Annotated in this window: 2 protein-coding genes and 2 riboswitches; both genes read left to right on the top strand. The window is 68.8% G+C overall.

The annotated features are described in order from the left end of the window. The coding region (locus CVM52_RS25400) for a fructosamine kinase family protein (RefSeq protein WP_100165029.1) at positions 1-758 on the top strand (758 nt) is incomplete at its 5' end. A 111-nt stretch (positions 759-869) separates the two neighbouring features. Next, positions 870-958, top strand: a riboswitch (glycine riboswitch). Then, positions 959-1,035, top strand: a riboswitch (glycine riboswitch). It abuts the riboswitch before it with no gap. A gap of 81 nt (positions 1,036-1,116) precedes the next feature. Continuing rightward, on the top strand, positions 1,117-1,950 hold an 834-nt coding region (gene gcvT, locus CVM52_RS25395), incomplete at its 3' end, for a glycine cleavage system aminomethyltransferase GcvT (RefSeq protein WP_100165030.1).

The following is a 1,950-nucleotide window of genomic DNA, read 5'->3' as shown; positions in this document are numbered from 1 at the left end:
TGTCGGGCGGCGATCTGTCCAGCGTGGTCCGGCTGCATCTGCCCTCGGGCCGCACGGTGATTGCCAAATCCGGGCCGCAGCCCAAGACCGAGGCGGCGATGCTCTGCGCCCTGTCGCGGGCGGGGGTGTCCGCCCCCGGCATCTTTGCCGCCGGCAGCCGCGCGCTGCTGCTGGAGGATCTGCCGGAACGCGGCAGCCTGTCGGAACTGGGCTGGGCCGAGCTGGGCCGGGCGCTGAAAACCCTGCATGCCGCCGTCGGGCCAGCCTATGGCTGGGACGGCGACTACGCCTTTCGCCATGTGCCGATTGAAAACGCCTGGCTGAACGATTGGCCCACCTTCTGGGCGCTGCGCCGGCTGTTGCCGGGCGCCGACGCGCTGCCGCCCGCCATGGCCCGCGAAGTGCAGGATCTGTGCCACAATATCCACGACCTGCTGCCCTCCTTCCCGCCGGCCAGCCTGCTGCATGGCGATTTGTGGAGCGGCAATATCATCGCCTGCGACGGCCGCCTGTCCGGGCTGATCGACCCGGCCTGCTATTACGGCCATGGCGAGGTCGACCTGGCAATGCTCGGCCTGTTTGGCCGGCCTGATCCGGCCTTCTGGTCCAGCTATGGCGATCCCGGCCCCGGGTGGGCGATCCGCCAGGCGATCTACCAGCTGTGGCCGGCGATCACCCATGTCCGCCTGTTCGGGGACAGCTATCTGCCGATGGTGCGCGACCTGCTGGCACGGGTGCCGGTGCGCCGCGCCGACTGAGCGCTGCCCGGGGATTAAGCAAACGCTCGGCCACACCCGACGAACACCCATCCGGACGCCCTGCCGCGCGAATGCCCCCTTGCCGCCGGATCGGGCTGCGGGTAGGGTCCGGCCAGCCATGCGGGAGAACCGGCCAAGCGCCGGTGCCGAAGGAGCAACCGCCCCGGAAACTCTCAGGCCCAAGGGACCGCAGGCTGACGAACACTCTGGAGAGAACCCGGCACCGCCGGGGCGCCGAAGGGATAACGATCTCAGGCGAAAGGACAGAGGGGGCATCACCGCGCGGGCGCAGGCCCGTCATTAGGAGATGCCGGATGAAATTCTTGAAAATCGGGCTGGCCTGGGCTTTGGATCGGATATGACCGATTTGCTGACCACGCCGCTGCACGCGCTGCACCTGGAACTGGGCGCCAAGATGGTGCCCTTCGCCGGCTATGACATGCCGGTGCAATACCCGGCGGGCATCATGGCAGAACACCTGCATACGCGGGACAAGGCCGGGCTGTTCGATGTCAGCCACATGGGCCAGGTGATTCTGACCGGCGCCTCTTACGAGGCGATTGCCACCGCCTTTGAAACCCTGGTGCCGATGGATGTGCAGGGGCTGGGGGTGAACCGCCAGCGCTATGGGTTCTTCACCAATGCCGAGGGCGGCATCCTGGACGACCTGATGTTCGCCAATCGCGGCGATCACCTGTTCGTGGTGGTCAACGCCGCCTGCAAGGCCGACGACATCGCCCATATGAAGGCGGCGCTGGAACCCGCGGTGACCGTGGCGCCGGTGACCGACCGGGCGCTGCTGGCGTTGCAGGGTCCGGCTGCCGAACGGGTCCTGGACGCGCTGGTGCCACCGGCGGCGGAAATGCGGTTCATGGATGTGGCGGTGTCGGCCTGGGATGGCGCCGAGCTGTGGATCTCGCGCTCGGGCTATACCGGCGAGGACGGGTACGAGATCTCGGTGCCCGCCGCGATGGCCGAGACCTTCGCCCGCGCCCTGCTGGCCGATGACGACGTGCTGCCGATCGGCCTTGGCGCGCGCGATTCGCTGCGGCTGGAGGCCGGGCTGTGCCTGTACGGGCATGACATCGATACCACCACCACCCCGGTCGAGGGCGCGCTGACCTGGGCGATCCAGAAGGCCCGCCGCGCCGGTGGCGCGCGCGCCGGCGGGTTTCCCGGCGCCGAGGTGATC

The organism is Pseudooceanicola lipolyticus (assembly GCF_002786325.1).
GTDB lineage: Bacteria > Pseudomonadota > Alphaproteobacteria > Rhodobacterales > Rhodobacteraceae > Pseudooceanicola_C > Pseudooceanicola_C lipolyticus.
This window is presented reverse-complemented; position numbering and strand designations above follow the sequence as displayed.